Annotated in this window: 15 protein-coding genes; 3 read left to right on the forward strand and 12 right to left on the reverse strand. The window is 73.1% G+C overall.

Annotated features, from left to right (window positions below):
- Positions 1–60: 60 nt before the first annotated feature.
- From ACZ7BZ_RS12700 to ACZ7BZ_RS12715, 4 genes are all read right to left on the reverse strand, one after another.
- Entirely contained in the window at positions 61–1851 is a 1791-nt protein-coding gene (locus ACZ7BZ_RS12700; RefSeq protein WP_470358361.1) for a GMC oxidoreductase, read from the reverse strand.
- Positions 1852–1937: 86 nt separating this feature from the next.
- Entirely contained in the window at positions 1938–3581 is a 1644-nt protein-coding gene (locus ACZ7BZ_RS12705; protein ID WP_380462208.1) for a succinic semialdehyde dehydrogenase, read from the reverse strand.
- Positions 3582–3686: 105 nt separating this feature from the next.
- On the reverse strand, positions 3687–5564 hold the full coding sequence (locus ACZ7BZ_RS12710; RefSeq protein WP_470358362.1) for a serine/threonine-protein kinase: 1878 nt from the start codon (positions 5562–5564) through the stop codon (positions 3687–3689).
- 162 nt (positions 5565–5726) lie between these two features.
- Entirely contained in the window at positions 5727–6830 is a 1104-nt protein-coding gene (locus ACZ7BZ_RS12715) for a protein kinase domain-containing protein (RefSeq protein WP_470358363.1), read from the reverse strand.
- A gap of 57 nt (positions 6831–6887) precedes the next feature.
- On the opposite strand from ACZ7BZ_RS12715, the gene ACZ7BZ_RS12720 reads away from it, so the two are divergent.
- Positions 6888–7439, forward strand: a complete 552-nt coding sequence (locus ACZ7BZ_RS12720; protein ID WP_470358364.1) for an SHOCT domain-containing protein — start codon at positions 6888–6890, stop codon at positions 7437–7439.
- A 47-nt stretch (positions 7440–7486) separates the two neighbouring features.
- Here the strand turns inward: ACZ7BZ_RS12720 and ACZ7BZ_RS12725 are convergent, their stop codons facing one another.
- Positions 7487–9463: a serine/threonine-protein kinase gene (locus tag ACZ7BZ_RS12725; RefSeq protein WP_470358365.1), complete on the reverse strand. Its 1977-nt coding sequence runs from the start codon at positions 9461–9463 to the stop codon at positions 7487–7489.
- 253 nt (positions 9464–9716) lie between these two features.
- Between ACZ7BZ_RS12725 and ACZ7BZ_RS12730 the strand changes: the two genes are divergently transcribed.
- Positions 9717–10283, forward strand: coding sequence for a hypothetical protein (locus ACZ7BZ_RS12730; RefSeq protein ID WP_470358366.1), 567 nt, complete (start codon positions 9717–9719; stop codon positions 10281–10283).
- A 71-nt stretch (positions 10284–10354) separates the two neighbouring features.
- Here the strand turns inward: ACZ7BZ_RS12730 and ACZ7BZ_RS12735 are convergent, their stop codons facing one another.
- From ACZ7BZ_RS12735 to ACZ7BZ_RS12750, 4 genes are all read right to left on the reverse strand, one after another.
- On the reverse strand, positions 10355–11482 hold the full coding sequence (locus tag ACZ7BZ_RS12735; RefSeq protein WP_465739306.1) for a GuaB3 family IMP dehydrogenase-related protein: 1128 nt from the start codon (positions 11480–11482) through the stop codon (positions 10355–10357).
- Positions 11483–11721: 239 nt separating this feature from the next.
- Complete coding sequence (gene guaB, locus ACZ7BZ_RS12740; RefSeq protein ID WP_465739307.1) at positions 11722–13224, reverse strand: IMP dehydrogenase; 1503 nt, start codon at positions 13222–13224, stop codon at positions 11722–11724.
- Positions 13225–13499: 275 nt separating this feature from the next.
- Positions 13500–14213, reverse strand: coding sequence for a sigma-70 family RNA polymerase sigma factor (locus tag ACZ7BZ_RS12745; protein ID WP_470358367.1), 714 nt, complete (start codon positions 14211–14213; stop codon positions 13500–13502).
- 335 nt (positions 14214–14548) lie between these two features.
- Entirely contained in the window at positions 14549–15160 is a 612-nt protein-coding gene (locus tag ACZ7BZ_RS12750; protein WP_014136228.1) for a response regulator transcription factor, read from the reverse strand.
- A gap of 564 nt (positions 15161–15724) precedes the next feature.
- Between ACZ7BZ_RS12750 and ACZ7BZ_RS12755 the strand changes: the two genes are divergently transcribed.
- On the forward strand, positions 15725–16051 hold the full coding sequence (locus ACZ7BZ_RS12755) for a WhiB family transcriptional regulator (RefSeq protein ID WP_350519940.1): 327 nt from the start codon (positions 15725–15727) through the stop codon (positions 16049–16051).
- 91 nt (positions 16052–16142) lie between these two features.
- Here ACZ7BZ_RS12755 and ACZ7BZ_RS12760 read toward each other — a convergent pair whose 3' ends face one another.
- The 3 genes from ACZ7BZ_RS12760 to groES all read right to left on the reverse strand — a co-directional run bounded on the left by ACZ7BZ_RS12760 (position 16143) and on the right by groES (position 19413).
- Positions 16143–17141, reverse strand: coding sequence for a LysR family transcriptional regulator (locus tag ACZ7BZ_RS12760; protein ID WP_470358368.1), 999 nt, complete (start codon positions 17139–17141; stop codon positions 16143–16145).
- Between the two features lie 225 nt (positions 17142–17366).
- Positions 17367–18995 (reverse strand): chaperonin GroEL, encoded by a 1629-nt coding sequence (gene groL, locus ACZ7BZ_RS12765; protein ID WP_380463608.1) that lies wholly within the window; start codon positions 18993–18995, stop codon positions 17367–17369.
- A gap of 112 nt (positions 18996–19107) precedes the next feature.
- Positions 19108–19413, reverse strand: coding sequence for a co-chaperone GroES (groES, locus tag ACZ7BZ_RS12770; RefSeq protein ID WP_014136232.1), 306 nt, complete (start codon positions 19411–19413; stop codon positions 19108–19110).
- Between the last annotated feature and the right edge of the window lie 46 nt (positions 19414–19459).

The following is a 19459-nucleotide window of genomic DNA, read 5'->3' on the forward strand; positions in this document are numbered from 1 at the left end:
TCGGATCCGAACGGATGTCAACCGCGATACGGGCCGGGCCGGTTGGCCGTTCGAGCCGGGTCAGTCGCGCTTCTTCGGGACCTCCGGGACGGGCAGCAGCGGCAGTCGCAGCGCGCCGAACGCGCCCTCCGGCACGGCCGGGCGCACCGGCGCGACCGCGCCGACCCGGTGGTACTCCCCGCCCTGCTCCGGGCGGCGGTCCGGCTCGCCCTTGTTGGGCCACATCGACATCGCGCGCTCGGCCTGCGCGGTGATGGTGAGCGAGGGGTTGACGCCGAGGTTGGCGGAGACGGCCGCGCCGTCCACCACGCTGATCCCGGGGTGGCCGTAGAGCCGGTGGTACGGGTCGACCACGCCGGTCTCGGGGGCGTCGCCGATCGGGCAGCCGCCGAGGAAGTGCGCCGTCATCGGGATGTCGAAGATCTCGCCGACGGTGCTGCCGGGGAAGCCGTTGATCTCGTCGGCCAGTGCCTGGGCGCCCTGCTCGGCGGCCGGGATCCAGGTCGGGTTGGGCTCGCCGTGGCCCTGGCCGGAGGTGAGCCGGGGCTTTCCGAGCGGGCCCTTCTTGAGCGAGACGGTGATCGAGTTGTCCAACGACTGCATCACCAGGCCGATGATCGTCTTCTCGGACCAGCCGCGCTGGTTCATCGAGCGGCCGAAGGTCACCGGGTGGAGCACCGAGTTGCCCAGGTAGCGCAGCCAGCGCGGGCCCTTCCCACCGCCCTTGACCTGGGCGATCGACAGCGCGCCCATCGCGTTGGAGCCCTTGCCGTAGCGGACCGGCTCGATGTGGGTGTTCGCGTCCGGGTGGATCGACGAGGTGATCGCGACGCCCTTGGTGAAGTCCGCCTTGGCACCGTAGCGCCGGTCGGTGGTCTGCGCGCCCACCAGCGCCTCGGAGTTGGTGCGGGTCAGCTCTCCGAGCCGCGCGGAGATCCGGGGCAGGTGCCCGGCGTCGCGCATCCGGTGCAGCAGCGACTGGGTGCCGTAGGTGCCGGCCGCGACCACCACCCGGGCGGCGGTGATGGTCCGGGCGCCGGCCTTGACCCGGTCGGTCCTCGACCGGGAGTCGGTGCGCCGCACGTCCACCGCGAAACCTTCGCCGTGCTCCCGGATCCGGGCCACGGTGGTGAGCGGGTGGATCTCCGCGCCACCCCGCTCGGCCAGGTACAGGTAGTTCTCGGTGAGCATGTTCTTGGCGCCGTGCCGGCAGCCGGTCATGCACTCGCCGCACTCCACGCAGGCCTTGCGGGCCGGACCGGCGCCGCCGAAGTACGGATCGGCGACCTCCTCGCCGGGCGCGGCCTTGGCGGCGCCGTCGGTGTCCTTGCCGTCCCCGAAGAAGACCCCGACCGGCGCCATGTGGAAGGTGTCCCCGACGCCCATCCGCTCGGCCGCCGCCTTGAGGTGGACGTCGGACGGCGTGACGGTCGGGTTCAGCCGGACCCCGAGCATCCGCTGCGCCTGGTCGTAGAACGGCGCCAACTCCGCCTGCCAGTCGGTGATGTGGCGCCACTGGCGGTCCTCGAAGAAGGCCTTCGGCGGCACGTACAGGGTGTTGGCGTAGTTCAGCGAGCCGCCGCCGACCCCGGCGCCGGCCAGGATCAGCACATTGGCCAGCAGGTGGATCCGCTGGATGCCGTACAGCCCGAGCCGCGGCGCCCACAGGTAGTTCGACAGGTCCCAGGAGTTGCGGGGCAGTTCGTCCCGCTCGAAGCGCCGCCCGGCCTCCAGGACGGCGACCCGGTAACCCTTCTCGGTCAGCCGCAGCGCCGCGACCGAACCGCCGAAGCCGGAGCCGACCACGACCACGTCGTAGTCGAACTCCGCCGCACCGCCGGACTCCACCATCTGCCACTGCTCCTAGGAAATGAAAAGGGGCCCAAAAGGGGTTGAAAGAGCTGGTCGACCCCGCCGGTCGGGCGGGCGGTTCGGCGCTACTTGAAGCGCAGGGCCTTGAGCGCCCGCAGCCCGCCGGTCATCACGGCGGCGAACTGCTTGTCGTCCAGCCCGAACGACGGGGCGATCGGCATCAACCGCTGGGTCGCGATGGTCTGCGCCTCGGTGAAGCGCAGGATGCCCTCGGCGCCGTGCCGCCGGCCCAGCCCCGAGTCGCCCATGCCGCCCATCGGCGCGGCGACCGAGCCGTACGCGGCCGCGTAGGCCTCGTTGACGTTGACCGTGCCGGTGCGCAGCCGGGCCGCGACCGCCCGGCCGCGCCGCGGGTTCCTGGTCCAGACGCTGGAGTTCAGGCCGTACGGCGTGGAGTTGGCGGCGGCCACCGCCTCGTCCTCGGTGTCGAAGCGGTAGACCGAGACGACCGGGCCGAAGGTCTCCTCGGCGCAGACCGCCATCTCCGGGGTCACCCCGTCCAGGACGGTCGGCTCGTAGAAGTACGGGCCGAGGTCGGGCCGGGCCCGTCCGCCGGTGAGCACGGTGGCGCCGGACTTGACCGCCTCCGCCACGTGCCGGGTGGTGGTGTCCAGCTGCCGGGCGGAGACCAGCGAGCCCATGTCGGCGCCGTAGGCCAGGCCGCCGCCCAGGCGCAGCGCCCGGGTGCGGGCGACGAAGAGCTCCAGGAAGCGGTCGGCCACCGAGCGGTGCACCAGCAGCCGCTCGATCGAGATGCACAGCTGGCCGGCCGTGGAGAAGCAGGCCCGGACGGCACCGGCGGCGGCGGCCTCCAGGTCGGCGTCGGAGAGCACCAGCATGGCGTTCTTGCCGCCGAGTTCGAGCGAGGCGCCGACCAGCCGGGCGGCGGCCCGCTGGGCGACCTCGCGGCCGGTGCGGGTGGAGCCGGTGAAGGAGACGTAGTCGGCGTGCTCCACCACGGCGGGGCCGATCACCGGGCCGTCGCCGATCACGACCTGCCACAGGTCGGCCGGCAGCCCGGCCTCGATCAGCAGCTCACGGGCCCACAGCCCGGTCAGCGCGGTCTGGGTGTCGGGCTTGTTGACCACCGCGTTGCCGGCCACGAAGGCGGGCAGCAGGTCACCGATGCACAGCTCCAGCGGGTAGTTCCACGGCGAGATGTGGCCGATCACGCCCTTGGGGCGGCGGGCCTCCACGGTGTGGGTGAGCACCGGCAGCGCACCACCGCGGCGCCGGTCCTTCAGGTAGCCGTGCGCGGCGCGCCCGTAGTGCCGGGCGGCCATGGCGACGGCCAGCACCTCCTCGAAGGCGTGCAGCCGGGCCTTGCCGGTCTCGGCCTGGACCAGGTCCAGCACCTCGTCCTGCCGCTTGAGCAGCAGGTCGTGGAAGCGCAGCAGCACGGCGGCCCGGCGGCGCACCGGCAGCGCGGCCCAGGCGGCCTGGGCGCGGCGGGCCAGCTGGAACGCGACCTCGACGTCGGCCGGGGTGGACTGCGGCAGGCCGGCCAGCCGCTCACCGGTCAGCGGGGCGACGGTCTCCACCACGCTGGGCTCGCCGGTGGCGGTGACCCCGGCGGCCAGCCGCTCGACCAGGGAGCGCGGGACGGCGGTCGCTACGGTCCGGCCGCCGCCGGGGGCGGCCGGGTTGCCGTCCGCGGGGGCGGCGTCGGGGTGTTCGGTGGCCACTGCGTCTGCTGTGAGGTCCGACATACGGCGCAGCCTAGGCCTTTGGCGGCCGGTCCGGTACCCGTCGGTAACAAGAATCTGTCGCAGTCGGGCGAAAGCGGGGCGCTCCGCCCGTACGGCCCGGACCGCTCAGCGGTCGGGGGTGAAGTGGTTGAGCACCGTGGTGAACCGCTGCTCGGCCTGCTGCCATTCGTCGCCCTTGTCCGGGCTGGACGCGTAGATCGCGTAGGCGGTGCCGTCGTCGTCGATGAACTCGGTCTCGATCGCCCGGCGGCGGCCGCCCTCCTTGGCCGCGTAGCTGAACTCCCAGGTGGCCGCCTCGTGGCCGTTCACCACGGCGCCGGCCATCCGGTGCTGCTTGTAGTCCTTCAGCGACTTGGAGACGTTGACCTCCATCTGCCGCATGTGGTCCAGCGGTTTGACCGACTGGCCGACGGTGACCGCGAACTGCAGGTAGTGCACCCGGTTGTCGGGACTGTAGAAGATCTGGTTGGCGTCCGGCGCGGTGCTGCGCTGCCAGGTCGGGCTGCCGGTCGGCAGCGGGAAGCGGAAGCCGGCCGGGTCGTCGACCCAGCGGTAGCCGGGCGGCGCGGACGCTCCCGGGGTGGGGGTGCCGGTCGGATCCGTTTCGGTGGGCTCGGGCGTGTCCGGCTGCCCGGTGGGCGCCGGGTCCGCGCCGGGGGAGCCGGACAGGTGCCGGGTGGCGAGGAAGGTCGCCGCGGCCGCCAGCACGCCGACCGCCACGGCGATGGCGACCAGCTTCATCCGGTTGCGGCGTTTGGCCGGACCGCGCGCGGGCGCGCTGGAGTGCGCGACCGGCGCACCGGTGGGAGCGTGCGCCTGTCCGGCGGCGGCCACGCCCCCGGCGGTGTCCCCGATGACCGCACCGAAAGCACCGACCGGACCGCCGACACCGACCGCACCGACCGGAACCACCGGCACGACCGGAACGGGCTGGGCGGACGGCACGGCCGCCACCGCGGTCGGGGCGGTCCCGGCCGGACGCGGATCCGTCGGATCCTCCGCGCCCGCCGCGCCGTCCGAACCGTCCGTCGTCACCGCGACGGTCCCGTCCTGCCCCGCGCTGCGGTCCACCACCGGCACCGACTGGGTGGGCGTGCGCACCGGCGCGGCCGGTTCCCCGAGGGTCTTCAGCCCCATGGTGTGCCCGGACTGCACCTCGGCCAGCATCCGGGCCGCCTCGTCCGCGCTCGGCCGGTCGGCCGGGTCCTTGGCCATCAGTGCGGCCAGCACCGGCCCCAGCGGGCCGGCCCGGCGCGACTCCGGCAGCGGCTCGTCGACCACCGCGGCCAGCGTGGTGATCGGCGAGTCCCGGCGGAACGGCGACTGGCCCTCGACGGCCGCGTACAGCGTCGCCCCGAGGCCCCACAGGTCGGAGGCCGGCCCGGGCCGCTGGCCCTGGGCGCGCTCGGGTGCCAGGTAGTCCGGCGAGCCGACCAGGTCGCCGGGCCTGGTCAGCTCGGTCGAGCCCTCGTACTTCGCGATGCCGAAGTCCAGCAGCACCACCCGCCCGGTGCCGCGCTCCAGCAGCACGTTGGCCGGCTTGACGTCCCGGTGCAGCACGCCGAGCTGGTGGCCGCGGTGCAGCGCGGCGAGCACCTGGCTGCCGACCTCGGCGGCGGCGCGCGGCGGCAGGGTGCCGTCCTGGCTGATCACGTCGGCCAGCGAGCGGCCGTCGACCAGCTCCATCACGATCCAGGGCCGGCCGTCCTGCTCCAGCACGTCGTGCACGGTGATCACACCGGGGTGCTTGATCCGGGCGGCGGCGCTGGCCTCCCGCTTCATCCGGGTGTGCAGGATCTGCAGGTCCTCCTCCGGCAGGTGGTTGACGGTCAGCTCCTTGACCGCGACCTCGCGGTCCAGCATTCGGTCCCAGGCCCGCCAGACCGTACCCATCCCGCCCCGGCCGAGTCGCTCACCGAGCTCGTACCGCCCGGCCAGCAGCCGCTCCGCTTCGGCCGCCTCCGGCCGGTCCTGCGAGCCCATCGGCGACCGCTCCCCCTCTCGATTCCATCTGCCGCCGTCGCGGCGGAAAGCCCGCCGCAGACCGCTGTTCGAACAAATCCCACGGACACATTAGGCGCACCCTGCCACGCCCGGTAATCTCGCCCACCCGCCGGACCGGCGCAGCGGCGGCCGCCAGGGCCGTCAGCCTGCGAACAGCACCACGGCGACCACTCCCAGCACCAGCAGCACGAGCACGCCCCCGACCAGCAGCGGCCCCAGCAGGGCCGGGGGTATCCGGGGCGCCCTCCCCCCGCCGGCCCGCGCCGGCCCGCCCTCCGGCGCGACCTCCGCCGACCGGTCGCCCCGCCCGCGCCGCCGCAGCCGCAGGGGCACCAGCGGCGCCTCCGGCTTCAGCTCCAGCTCCCGCGCCGCCCGCTCCTCGTCGGCCGGCTCCGGGGCGCCCGCCAGCAGCGCCGCCAGCTCCGCCCGCACCGCCTCCGCGGTGGGCCGCAGCCCGGGGTCCGGCTGCACCAGCCGTTCGACCAGCGGCGCTACCGGCCCGCAGACCACCGAGGGCTCGCGCCGCCCGTCGCGTACGGCCGTCACCAGCTCCGGCACGCCGTGCTCCGGGAACGGCGCGCGACCGGTGACCATCCGCTGCAGCAGCACCCCGAGCGCCCAGCAGTCCCCGGCGGGGCCGCCGTCCAGCGGCCAGCGCTCGGCGACCGGGCCGACCAGGGTGGCCCGCACCTCGTACCGGCGCCGCCCGCCCGGTCCGCCGAGATCCTCCGCCAGCCCCTCCTGCGCGACCCCGTCGAGCAGCCCGCCGAGCATCGCCGCGCCGTCCTCGCAGACCAGCACCGACTCGGCGGTCACATTGCCGTGGGAGAGCCCGGCCTCGTGCAGCGCCCGCAGCGCCCCGGCCAGGTCCGCCGCCAACTCGGCGGCCCGGTACGGCGGGAGCGGCCCGGCGGCGAGCAGCTCGGCCAGCGTCCAGCCGGCCGGCCGCTCCTCCACCGTCCACAGCAGCTCGCCCTCGACGAAGGCCCCGACCCCGCGCAGCAGCCGCGGGTGCCAGGACGGCGCGGCCGAGCCGACCGTCGCGACCCGCCGCACCAGCCGGTCCCCGTGCCCGGGGTTGGGCTCGTCCGGGTCCTGACCCCCGGTCAGTAGCGCGGGCAACTCCACGGCGCGCAGCAGGACCGTTTCACCGGTCCGCTCGTCCACCGCGGAGGCGCGCAGCAGTTCGGGACGGTCCGTCAGCCGGTACCGCCCCGCCAACAACTGGCCCGGGCTGCCTCGCATGCCAGTTCCTCTCGCTCACCGAGCAGCCTACTGAGCGGCTCCTTTACGCTCGGCCCCATGGACTGGACCGATCTGATCGACACCGCCTTCAGGGTGGCGGGCAACAGCAACCAAGCCAAGCAGGCCGAGGCCGTCCGCTCGGTGGAAGCGGCCGTCATCGATGGCGAGCAGCCCGTCGCCTCCACGGCCGGGCGCCATCCCGACCACTTCCGCAGAGGGGTGATCGTGCTCACCACCCACCGGCTGCTCTTCCTGAAGGACGGGAAGCCCCCGGTACCGGTTCCGCTCACCGCCGTCACCGACGCCACCGTGGCCCGCACCAAACTCAACGGCGACGTCCTGACCGTCGTCGCCCTGACCGGCTCCCACCGCTTCGAGGACGTGGCCGAGGCCGACGTCTTCGCCGAACGGATCCGCGAGGCCGCCCGGGCCGCCCGCACCACCCGGCCGCCGACCCCGGCCGACACCACCGGCCCCGACACCACCCCCGCCGACGCCACGTCCGGCGGGCAACTCCTCGACCAGCTTGAGCGCTTGGCCGCCCTGCGGGCCTCCGGCGCGCTCACCGAGGACGAATTCGCCCGAGCCAAGCAGCGCCTGCTCGGCTGACACCCGCCCCACGGCCCCGTCCTACCGCGCCGTTCTACGGCCCTGTCCTACGGCGCCGGCTGGAAACTGTTGAACACGACGTCCCGGACCGGGGCCTGCGCGGCCCACTGCGCGTCCGGGACGATCCAGTAGATCGAGTAGCCGTACTTGGCCGGGCTCCCGGTCACGAAGCCCCGGTTGAGCGAGTGGGTCTTGGGCGTGCCGTTGGTCCACTCCCAGTCCGCCGCGTTGGTCCACTGCCGGTAGGTGATCGCCGCCAGGTTCAGCCGCTGGTAGTTGGTCACCTGGCCGCGCACGTTGGGCTCGGACTCCTGCCAGTCGGCGAGGGCGCTGGCACCGGGCGAGGTGGTCCACTCGATCCGCAGCTGGCTGCCGTCGGCGGAGTTCTTGAAGATCCGCCGGTTGGCGTCCGACCCGGCCGGCTGCAGCCAGTCAGGCAGGACGACCGAGAAGCCGCTCGGGTCCTGGTACGCGTGGAACCCGGCCGGTACCGGACCACCGGGCGCGGCCGGCGGCGTGGTCTGCGCCGCAGCCGGGTCGGAGGCCGGCGGCTGGGCCGCCGTGCTGGTGGCCGGCGGCGGTGCGGCGGCCGAGGACTCCGCCGGGGACCCGGCCGCGGCCGACGGCTCCGCCTGCGTCCCGGTCGGAGCCGGCTCGGTGGCCGGCGGCCGGCTCGGCGCGGTCCCGGTGGTCGCCGCGACCGGCGCGGTGGCGCCCGCGCTGTGCGTGCCCTCCCCCTTCGCGCCGCCGTCCCCGCTGCCGACGGCCTGGACGACGGCGACGATCCCGGCGATCAGCAGCAGCACGACCACCACGGTCGCGATGGCCAGCCGCCGCCGGCCCTTGCGCGGATCGGCCCCGGCCGCCTGGGTCGCGCCCATCGTCCACTCACTGGTCACCGGCCGGATCGGCTCGGTCGCCGGCACGGGATCCGCAGGCGCCACGGCAGCGGGCTCCGCCGCGGGCTTCTCGTCCCGGGCCCGGCTCCCCACCCGGACCGTCCCCAGCAGCCCGCCCACGGTCCGCTTCGGAGTCTCCTTGGCCTTCTCGGCCTCCTTGGACCCCTCGGTCCCCGTGGCCTCCTCGGCCGCCTTGGCCGCCGCCGCTCCCCCGGCCCCCTCGGCCTTGCCGTCCGCCACCGCCACCGACTCGACCGGCATCGCGTGCTCGGTCGTCGACTCGGACTTCGCGGTCGCCTCCGCGACCACCCGCTTGAGCATCGACCGGGTCTGCGAGGCGTCCAGCCGCTTCGCCGGGTCCTTCTCCAGCAGCCCCTCGATGACGGGCAGCAGCGGCCCGGCGTTCGCGGGCGCGGTCAGGTCCTCGGTCATCACCGCGGTCAGGGTGGCCAGCGCCGAGCCGCGGTCGTACGGGGGCCGCCCCTCGACCATGGCGTACAACGTGCCGCCCAGCGACCACAGGTCGGCCGGCGGCCCGGGCTTCTGCCCGCGCGCCCGCTCCGGGGATATGTACGAGGGCGCGCCGACCAGCATCCCGGTGGAGGTGACCGAGGCGTCGCCCTCAACACTGGCGATGCCGAAGTCGGTGAGCACGACCCGGCCGTCGTCGCCGATCAGCACGTTGGACGGCTTGACGTCCCGGTGCAGGATGCCCAGCGCGTGCGCCGCGCTCAGCACGCCCAGCACGTCCAGCGCGATCTCCGCCGCCCGGGCGGGCGCCAGCGGCCCGTCCTCCCGGACGACGTCGGCCAGCGAGCGGGACTCGACCAGCTCCATGACGATCCACGGTCGGTCGTCCTCGTCGACCACGTCGAAGACGGTCACCGCCGAGTTGTGGCGGATCCGCGCGGTCGCCTTCGCCTCGCGCAGCGTCCGGACGATCAGCCGGTGCTTCTCCTCCTCCTCGACGCTGGCGTTCATCCGCAGTTCCTTGACCGCGACGGTCCGGCCCAGCATCTCGTCCTCGGCGCGCCAGACGGTGCCCATGCCACCGCGTCCGAGCACGCCGTTCAGCCGGTAGCGGCCGGCCAGGAGGCGGCCGGTGGAACCCTGCGCCTGGGTCATTCGGAACGTTCCCCCATGTGCTGCTGGCGGTCGTGGTGACGGCGCGTCGGCCCGGCCAGGGCCCGAACGCCCAAGCCTCCATCATCCCCTGTCCGGAGGGGCGACGACCACCCACCCCCCGTTCCAACCCGGGACGAACCGGAACGGGTGCGACGCTCTGTGCCCGATCTGTGATCGAAAACTCGCCAAGATCTGCCCGAAGCGCTGCTACCGTTCGGCAGCTCATCGTCTTTTCCGGGGGGACTCGACGCCCATGACCGCACCCACACCGGGCGCTGACGCCCCGTCGCCCCGCCCGCACACCGCTCAGCACTATTCGGTCGCACCCGTCCTGGACACCCCGGACGGGTACGTCGCCCCCGGAATGCCCGGCGTCCCCGTCACCGGCTACCAGCCCAGCGCCCCCACCACCGCCCGGAACGCCCCCCGCCGCCGCACCGCCCTCGCGATCGCCCTGGCCCTCCTCGCCGCCCTCCTGAGCGGCCTCGCCTACGGCTGCGCCCCGCTGCGCGCCGCCGACTCCCTCGGCTGGCTCACCATCGCCCAGGCCGGCCTGGTCGCCCTCCCCCTGGGCCGCCTCGGTGGCCGGAACCGCCTGCTCCCCCCGCTCGGCGCCCTCCTCGCCGCCGGCGCCCTCCTCACCGGCCAGCTCACCGAGCACCTCCGCCTGCTCCGGGCCGAGGACCCCGCCCCCCACGACCTCCTCACCGGCACCCTCACCACCTGGCGCGCCGACCTGCGCCCGCTCGACCTGGCCTTCTACGCCATCGCCCTGATCGGCGGCTTCCTCCTCACCCGCCGCGCCGCCGACCGCGGCTGACCGCGAACGCCCCCGGAAAACCCGGAGGCCCCCACCGGCAGAGCCGGCAGGGGCCTTCGTCAGCGCACCGCTCAGTGGTGGTCCAGCGCCGGGTTCACCGTGACCTCGACCCGCTGGAACTCCTTCAGCTCCGTGTACCCGGTGGTGGCCATCGCCCGGCGCAGCGCGCCGAAGAGGTTCATGGTCCCGTCCGGCGTGTGCGAGGGGCCGGTCAGGATCTCCTCGGTGGTGCCGACGGTCCCGAGGTCCATCCGCTTGCCGCGCGGCAGCTCCTCGTGGACGGCCTCCATGCCCCAGTGGAACCCCTTGCCCGGCGCGTCCGTCGCCCGGGCCAGCGCCGCACCGATCATCACGGCGTCGGCGCCGCAGGCCACGGCCTTCGGGATGTCGCCGCTGTAGCCGACGCCACCGTCCGCGATCACGTGCACGTAGCGGCCGCCGGACTCGTCCATGTAGTCACGGCGGGCCGCCGCGACGTCCGCCACCGCGGTCGCCATCGGCACCTGGATGCCGAGCACGTTGCGGGTGGTGTGGGCGGCGCCCCCGCCGAACCCGACGAGCACGCCGGCGGCGCCGGTCCGCATCAGGTGCAGCGCGGCGGTGTAGGTGGCGCAGCCGCCGACGATCACCGGAACGTCCAGCTCGTAGATGAACTGCTTGAGGTTGAGCGGCTCGGCGGCGCCGGAGACGTGCTCGGCCGAGACGGTGGTGCCGCGGATGACGAAGACGTCGACCCCGGCGTCCACGACGGCCTTGGAGAACTCGGCGGTGCGCTGCGGCGAGAGCGCGGCGGCGGTGACCACGCCGGAGTCACGGACCTCCTGGATCCGCTGCTTGATCAGCTCGGCACGGATCGGCGCGGAGTAGATCTCCTGCAGCCGGTGGGTCGCGGTGGAGGCGTCGGTGATCGAGGCGATCTCGTCCAGCAGCGGCTGCGGGTCCTCGTAGCGGGTCCAGAGGCCTTCGAGGTTCAGCACGCCCAGACCGCCCAGACGGCCGATCTTGATGGCCTGCTCCGGCGAGACCACACTGTCCATCGGGGCGGCCAGGAACGGCAGCTCGAAGCGGTAGGCGTCGATCTGCCAGGCGATCGAGACCTCCTTCGGGTCACGCGTACGGCGACTGGGGACGACGGCGATGTCGTCGAAGGCATACGCCCGGCGGCCGCGCTTGCCTCGCCCGATCTCGATCTCAGTCACTTCGAGCCCTTCTGGTTTGTTGCTCATACCCGCCGGGTCACCCCGGCCGCCCCCAGTATCCCGTACTGCCGATGACTCGCGCGCTCGCCTCCGGTGCGCTCCGACCCGCTGCCGACGGTCGGCGCGCCCCTTCGGCGCGCCCCGGGCCGCCCCGACGACCCACGCCCCGGAACCGGCCGAGGGGCCCGCCGCTGCGGTGCAGCGACGGGCCCCTCGGACGATCAGGCCGATCAGAACGCTCAGCGGGTCGAGTAGTTCGGCGCCTCGACGGTCATCTGGATGTCGTGCGGGTGGCTCTCCTTGAGCCCCGCCGAGGTGATCCGGACGAACCGCCCCTTGCTCTCCATCTCGGAGATGGTCGCGGCGCCGACGTAGCCCATGGTCTGCCGCAGGCCGCCGACCAACTGGTGCAGCACCGCGGACAGCGGGCCGCGGTAGGGCACCTGACCCTCGATGCCCTCGGGCACGAGCTTGTCGTCCGAGGCGACCTCGGCCTGGAAGTAGCGGTCCTTGGAGTACGAGCGGCCCTGGCCGCGCGACTGCATGGCACCCAGCGACCCCATGCCGCGGTAGGACTTGAACTGCTTGCCGTTGATGAACATCAGCTCGCCCGGGGACTCCTCGCAGCCGGCCAGCAGCGAGCCCAGCATGACGGTGTCGGCACCGGCGGCCAGCGCCTTGCCGATGTCGCCGGAGTACTGCAGGCCGCCGTCGCCGATGACCGGCACGCCGGCCGCCTGGCAGGCCTGGGCGGCCTCGTAGATGGCGGTGATCTGCGGGACGCCGATGCCGGCGACGACACGGGTGGTGCAGATGGAGCCGGGGCCGACGCCGACCTTGACGCCGTCCACGCCGGCGTCGATCAGCGCCTGGGCGCCGTCCCGGGTGGCGACGTTGCCGCCGACCACGTCGATCCCGACGGCCGACTTGATCTTCGAGATCCAGGCCAGCGCGTTGTGGCTGTGACCGTGCGAGGTGTCGACGACCAGGAAGTCCGCGCCGGCCTCGACCAGGGCCTGGGCCCGGTCGAAGGCTTCGGCGCTGGCGCCGACCGCGGCACCGACCAGCAGACGGCCCTCGGCGTCCTTGGCGGCGTGCGGGTACTTCTCGGCCTTGACGAAGTCCTTGACGGTGATCAGGCCCTTGATCCGGCCCTCGTCGTCGACCAGCGGCAGCTTCTCGATCTTGTGACGGCGCAGCAGCGCCATCGCGTCCTCACCGGAGATGCCGACCTTGCCGGTGATCAGCGGCATCGGGGTCATGATCTCGCGGACCTGGCGGCTGCGGTCCGACTCGAAGGCCATGTCACGGTTGGTGACGATGCCCAGCAGCTTGCCGGCCTCGTCGGCGATCGGCACGCCGGAGATGCGGAACTTGGCGCACAGCGCGTCGGCCTCGGCCAGCGTGGTGTCCGGGCCGACCGTGATCGGGTCGGTGACCATGCCGGACTCGGAGCGCTTCACCAGGTCGACCTGGTTGGCCTGGTCCTCGACCGACAGGTTGCGGTGCAGCACGCCCACGCCGCCCTGGCGAGCCATCGCGATGGCCATCCGCGCCTCGGTGACCTTGTCCATCGCCGCGGACAGCAGCGGGATGTTGACGCGCACGTTCCGGGAGATCCGCGAGGAGGTGTCGACCTCGTTCGGCAGCACCGCGGAGGCCCCGGGCAGCAGCAGGACGTCATCGAACGTGAGCCCGAGCATGGCGAACTTCTCGGGTACGCCTGCGGCGTTGTAAGACATTTGGGGGTACCTTCCGTGGCCGGCCTAATCCGCTCGCGCCCAGAGGGAGGGGGCGCGTTGATCGCTCACTCGCGCAGACCGCCGAAAGCCGGGTGAGCCGGACTTGGACGAACCTCCAAGGAAACTCCGTGCGCACCCGCGAAACTTTGGCAACCTGCCCAGGCGCCGATACCCCATGGTACTGGCACCGCGAATGTGCCCTCGTGTGCCCTTGACAACAAGCGCCCCCAGCGGCTCATTCCGCCGCACACGGGCCCCGGACCAGCCCCTCCGTCTCAGGAGGACTCCTCCGCGAGCGCCCGCAGCCGGCTGAGCGCCCGGTGCTGGGCCACCCGGACGGCCCCCGGCGACATCCCGAGCACCTCGCCGGTCTCCTCCGCCGACAGCCCGGCGGCCACCCGCAGCAGCACCAGTTCGCGCTGACGGGCCGGCAGGTTGGAGAGCAGTTCCTTGGCCCAGGCCGCGTCGCTGCTCAGCAGCGCCTGCTCCTCGGGACCGAGCGCCTCGTCCGGCACCTCCGGCAGGTCGTCCTGCGGCACCACGGTCGAGCCGGGCCCGCGCATCGCGGCCCGCTGCAGATCGGCGATCTTGTGCGCCGCGATGCCGTAGACGAAGGCCTCGAACGGCCGCCCCTGGTCCTTGTACCGGGGCAGCGCGCACAGCACGGCGACACAGACCTCCTGGGCCACGTCGTCCACGTGGTGCCGGGCCCCGCCCGGCAGCCGGACCAGCTTGGCGCGGCAGTACCGCAGCGCGAGCGGGTGGACGTAGGCGAGCAGCGCGTCGATGGCCGGGCCCTCGCCGCGCACGGCGGCCGCGACCAGTTGGCCCACCAGGGGCGAGCCGCCGGTGCCGAGCCCCGGGCGGCCCGGACCGGCCTCCGCGCCGGAATCGCCGGAGTCCGCGTACGCCGGATCGTGGCCCGGGTCGGAGGGCTCGGCCTCACCCGGGTCCGCCTGGCCGGCCGCACCGGCGACATCGTCGCGCATCGGTCCATGGTGCCTGGTCGATCGAGAAAACGCGGCACCGCGTCCGGAGTTGTGCACCGGAACGTTATGCGCTGCGGCACCGTACGGCGTGCCGCGCACCACCGGCCCCTCCTGCACCGTGCCGCCTTCCGCCCCGCCGCCGTGGGTGGTCCCGTCCGTCGCGCCGTCCGCCGAGTGTCCTGCGGCTGCGCGGTTCGCCGCAGTGCCTGTCCGCTGGTCCCCGAGGTGCTCCACTCCTCCATGGTGCAACCTTGGGACCGTAACGTCACACGCCCGTGCGGCGTCCGTTCCGGAATTCGACGGCGGCGCGCCGCAACCGGCGGCGCCGGCGACGGTCAGCGGACCAGGCCCCAGCGGAAACCCAGCGCCACCGCGTGCGCGCGGTCGGAGGCCCCGAGCTTCTTGAACAGCCGTCGGGCATGGGTCTTGACGGTGTCCTCGGACAGGAACAGCTCGCGCCCGATCTCGGCGTTGCTGCGCCCGTGGCTCATGCCCTCCAGGACCTGGATCTCACGCGCCGTCAAGGTCGGTGCCGCACCCATGTCGGGGCTGCGCAGCCGACGCGGGGCGAGTCGCCAGGTCGGGTCGGCGAGGGCCTGGGTGACGGTGGCCCGCAGCTCGGCGCGCGAGGCGTCCTTGTGCAGGTACCCGCGGGCACCCGCGGCCACCGCGAGCGCCACTCCGTCGAGGTCCTCGGCGACGGTGAGCATGATGATCCGGGCGCCCGGATCGGCGGACAGCAGCCGCCGGACCGTCTCGACCCCGCCGAGGCCGGGCATCCGGACGTCCATCAGGACGAGATCGGAGCGGTCGGCCACCCAGCGGCGGAGGACCTCCTCCCCGTTCGTCGCGGTGGTGACCCGGTCCACACCGGGTACGGTCGCGACGGCGCGGCGAAGCGCCTCGCGGGCGAGCGGGGAATCGTCGCAAACGAGAACGGAAGTCATGACCGTCGTCCTCCGCAGCTGATCCGCGTCACGTTGAGCCTCCTGGCTGGTACGAACCTCTCCGACACGGCCGATCGGCGACGGACTTCGTACTGATCGCCCCGACTTGCCCGCGATCGTTCCCGACGTCCGGCGCCCGCTAACCGCCTCCGCACTTCCAACGACCGTCACTCGAATGAGTTACGGCCTTCAGGCCATCTCCACCACTGTACGTGGCCAACCCATTACCGATCAGCCGCATCGCGGTGCACACGCCGCACTTTTCCGCAGCTCGCGCGCGGGTGGGCGCACGACCCGCACACCGGTGCGGCCCGTCGCGCGCCCGTCGGCCACCCGATTGCCACGCCCGCGCCCGCCAAACCCTTTGCCCACTTTGCCCGTTTTTATAGCTTTCGCATGGTCATTGACTGTTGTGCCAGTGTGTGGGTGACTTGTCCATGGAGTTGCCTTAAGTCATATTTCCAGGTGTCCACACCAGCGCGGGACGCCCCGCCGGGCACCGCCCGGCGGCAGCCCCGCCGAAATGCCCGGCCGCCGCCGAACCGCCTCTGAAGGGAATGAGCCATGGCAGATTTCTCCCGCCTCCCCGGTCCCAACGCGGACCTCTGGGACTGGCAGCTCTCGGCAGCCTGCCGCGGCGTGGACAGCTCGCTCTTCTTCCACCCCGAAGGCGAGCGCGGAGCAGCCCGCAGTTCGCGCGAGGCGAGCGCCAAGGAGGTCTGCATGCGCTGCCCGGTGATCGCCGAGTGCGCCGCGCACGCCCTGGCGGTCCGTGAGCCGTACGGCGTCTGGGGCGGGATGACGGAGGACGAGCGCGAGGAGATGCTGGGCCGCTCTCGGCACCGGCTGGTGGAGGTCCCGCTGACCCCGCCGGCGGTCGCGCAGCGTTAGACCCGCCTCCGCGGTGCGCCGTGAAGAAACGTTTCTTCGCGGCGCCTCAGGCCGCCCCGGTCCCGTACAGGGGCACCTCGGTCACCGACCGTCAGCGATCGGCAGCCGCCCCCGCCAGCCGCTCCCGCATCAGCGCGACGGCCGGCACCTCGGCCAGGTCCGGCAGGGTCAGCGCCACCACCTGGCGCACCGCCGGCACCCCGGAGGCCGTCCGCACCGGAACCGTCGACACGCCGTCAGGACGCACCGACTGCAAGGCCAGCCGGGGCAGCACCGCCACCCCGAGCCCGGCCGCCACCAGGCCGACCACCGCCGGGTAGTCATCGGTCGCGAAGTCGATCCGGGGCTCGAAGCCCGCCCCCGCGCACAGCTCCACCAGGTGACCCCGGCACTGCGGGCAACCGGCGATCCACTGCTCCCCCGCCAGCTCGGCCAGCCCCACCGGACCACCCCGCCCGGCCAGCGGGTGGGCGGCCGGCAGCAGGCCCACCAGCGGATCGTCCAGCAGCGGGGTGACCACCAGGTCGGACCAGTCGGTGCCGGCCGACAGCTGCTGCGCCTCCAGATTGGCCTCGGCCCGCGCCTCGCGCGGCGAACCGTGCGCGGGCGCCGGCACCGCGGTCGCACCGTCGGACTGCGGGTAGCGGAAGGCCAGCGCGATCTCGCACTCGCCGCCGCGCAGCATCGCCAGCGACTCCGGCGGCTCGGCCTCGACCAGCGACACGCGCACCCCCGGATGGCTGTCCCGCAGGCGGGCGACCGCCGGCGGCACCAGGGTGGAGCTCGCGGTCGGGAAGGAGACCAGCCGCACCCGCCCGGCCCGCAGCCCGGCGATCGCGGCCACCTCCTCCTCGGCGGCGGAGAGCCCGGCCAGAATTCCGGTGGCATGCTTGAGCAGGACCCGCCCGGCCTCGCTGAGCTGCATCCCGCGGCCCGAGCGGACCACCAGCGGGGTGTCCACCGACTTCTCCAGGGCCTTCATCTGCTGACTGATGGCAGGCTGGGTGCACCCCAGCTCGCGGGCGGCGGCGGAGAAGGAGCCGGTGCGGGCGACGGCACGCAGGACGCGCAGGTGGCGGGCCTCGATCATGCCTTAGTTATAAGGCAATCTTTGTATTCCGCAAAATCCTACTGATAGTTGAAGCCTGGAGCACCACCCCGAGCGAGCGAGTCCCCCCCTGAGCCGAAGAGGAGCGCCGACCGTCGACACCGGGCCAAGAGCGCCCCGGAGGCGAGCGGGCGAGCAACACAGCCGGAGGCCCGGCCCGCCACCCCGTGCGGGGTGCGGACCGGGCCTCCGGTCAGCCGTTCGGCCTCAGTGCGAGTGGCCGTGGCCGCCGTGCGAGTGGCCGGCCTCCGGCTCCGTCTCCTTCTTCTCCACCACGAGGGTCTCGGTGGTGAGCAGCAGGGAGGCGATCGAGGCGGCGTTCTCCAGGGCGGAGCGGGTGACCTTGACCGGGTCGATGACGCCGGCCTTCACCAGGTCGCCGTACTCGCCGGTGGCGGCGTTGTAGCCCTGGCCGGCCTCCAGGTCGGCGACCTTGGAGGTGATGACGTAGCCCTCCAGGCCGGCGTTCTGGGCGATCCAGCGCAGCGGCTCGTGCAGCGCCTTGCGGACCACGGCGACACCGGTGGCCTCGTCACCCGACAGGCCCAGGCCACCGTCCAGCACCTTGGCGGCGTGCACCAGGGAGGCGCCACCGCCGGCGACGATGCCCTCCTCGACCGCGGCACGGGTCGCCGAGATGGCGTCCTCCAGGCGGTGCTTGCGCTCCTTCAGCTCCACCTCGGTGGCGGCGCCGACCTTGATGACGCAGACCCCGCCGGCCAGCTTGGCCAGGCGCTCCTGCAGCTTCTCGCGGTCCCAGTCGGAGTCGGTGCCGGCGATCTCGCCCTTGATCTGGGCGACGCGGCCGGCCACGGCGTCGGCGTCGCCGGCGCCCTCGACGATCGTGGTCTCGTCCTTGGTGATGGTCACGCGGCGGGCGCTGCCCAGCACGTCCAGACCGGCCTGGTCGATCTTGAGGCCGACCTCCTCGGAGATGACCGTGCCGCCGGTGAGGGCGGCCAGGTCGCCGAGGATCGCCTTGCGGCGGTCGCCGAAGCCCGGGGCCTTGACGGCGACGGCGTTGAAGATGCCGCGGATCTTGTTCAGGACCAGGGTCGACAGCGCCTCGCCGTCGACGTCCTCGGCGATGATCAGCAGCGGCTTGGAGGTGCCGGACTGCAGGATCTTCTCCAGCAGCGGCAGCAGCTCCTGGATGGAGGAGATCTTGCCCTGGTGGATCAGGATGTACGGGTCCTCGAGGACCGCCTCCTGGCGCTCCGCGTCGGTGACGAAGTACGGCGACAGGTAGCCCTTGTCGAACTGCATGCCCTCGGTGAAGTCCAGCTCCACGCCGAAGGTGTTCGACTCCTCGACGGTGATGACACCGTCCTTGCCGACCTTGTCGATCGCCTCGGCGATCAGCTCGCCGACCTGGGTGTCCTGCGCGGAGAGGGACGCGACGGCGGCGACGTCGTCCTTGCCCTCGATCTCGCGGGCGACGGACAGCAGGTGCTCGGAGACGGCGGCGACGGCCTTGTCGATGCCCTTCTTCAGGGCGGCCGGGCCGGCGCCGGCGGCGACGTTGCGCAGACCCTCGTTGACCAGGGCCTGGGCCAGCACGGTCGCGGTGGTGGTGCCGTCACCCGCTACGTCGTTGGTCTTGGTGGCGACCTCCTTGACGAGCTGCGCGCCAAGGTTCTCGTACGGGTCGTCCAGCTCGACCTCACGGGCGATGGTGACACCGTCGTTGGTGATGGTCGGAGCACCGAACTTCTTGTCGATGACGACGTTGCGGCCCTTGGGGCCGATGGTCACCTTGACGGTGTCGGCCAGCTTGTTGACACCGCGCTCCAGCGAGCGGCGGGCGTCCTCGTCGAACTGCAGGATCTTCGCCATGTTCCCTATTCCCTCGGGGCTGCGGCCGACCGGCCGCCGAACTACGTGAACCAACGACCACGCCCCGGGCCCCTGTCACTAGGGACACGGATCCGGGGCGGGTCGGAACGACTTACTTCTCGATGATGGCGAGAACGTCGCGGGCGGAGAGGACGAGGTACTCCTCGCCCTGGTACTTCACCTCGGTGCCGCCGTACTTCGAGTACAGGACGATGTCACCGACGGCGACGTCGAGCGGCAGACGCTGGCCGTCCTCGAAGCGGCCCGGGCCGACGGCCAGGACGACGCCCTCCTGGGGCTTCTCCTTGGCGGTGTCCGGGATAACCAGGCCGGAGGCCGTGGTGGTCTCGGCGTCGAGCGGCTGGACCACGATGCGGTCCTCGAGCGGCTTGATGGCAACCTTGCTGCTGGTGGTCACGTCCGAGCTCCCCTTCGGAGATTACGGGGTTGTCTAACGGGTAGTG

This window comes from Kitasatospora sp. NPDC036934, assembly GCF_055608425.1.